Origin of the sequence: Streptomyces sp. WM6386 (assembly GCF_000972385.1) — a bacterium.
Taxonomy (GTDB): domain Bacteria; phylum Actinomycetota; class Actinomycetes; order Streptomycetales; family Streptomycetaceae; genus Streptomyces.
The window spans coordinates 1-356 of record NZ_JXTE01000657.1; the positions used below are offsets into that span (position 1 = coordinate 1).

1 protein-coding gene is annotated in these 356 nt (G+C 68.0%); it reads right to left on the minus strand.

Annotated elements, in window-relative coordinates; translation table 11 throughout:
• Positions 1-356 (minus strand): aromatic prenyltransferase (locus TN53_RS43125; RefSeq protein ID WP_046264390.1); only part of this gene is annotated, 356 nt, incomplete at both ends.

The window sequence follows — 356 nt, forward strand, 5'->3', positions numbered from 1 at the left end:
GAGCCGGGCGGGCAGCGACAGCGGGTCCTGGGTCTTCACGCTGAAGGCGATGCGTTCGATCCTCGGGGAGTCCCAGCTCAACGTGGCGTAGAAACCGAAGGACTTCTCGCAGAGCCTGAGCATCTGCTCGCTCGGATCGGGCATGCCCATGGCGCGGTGCATCGCCAGGACCTCGGACGGCCGGCGCAGCTCGTCCGGGAATCCGGTGAAGTACAGGTTGACGGTGCCGCCGCGGTAGTCGATCGCGACGACGTCCACCTTCTCGGCCAGGCCGCGGTCGGCGAAGAAGGCGAAGTTCTCGGTGAGGCTGGGCGGCATCGACGGCAGGTCGCGGAGCTTGGCGAGGCTCTGGGAGC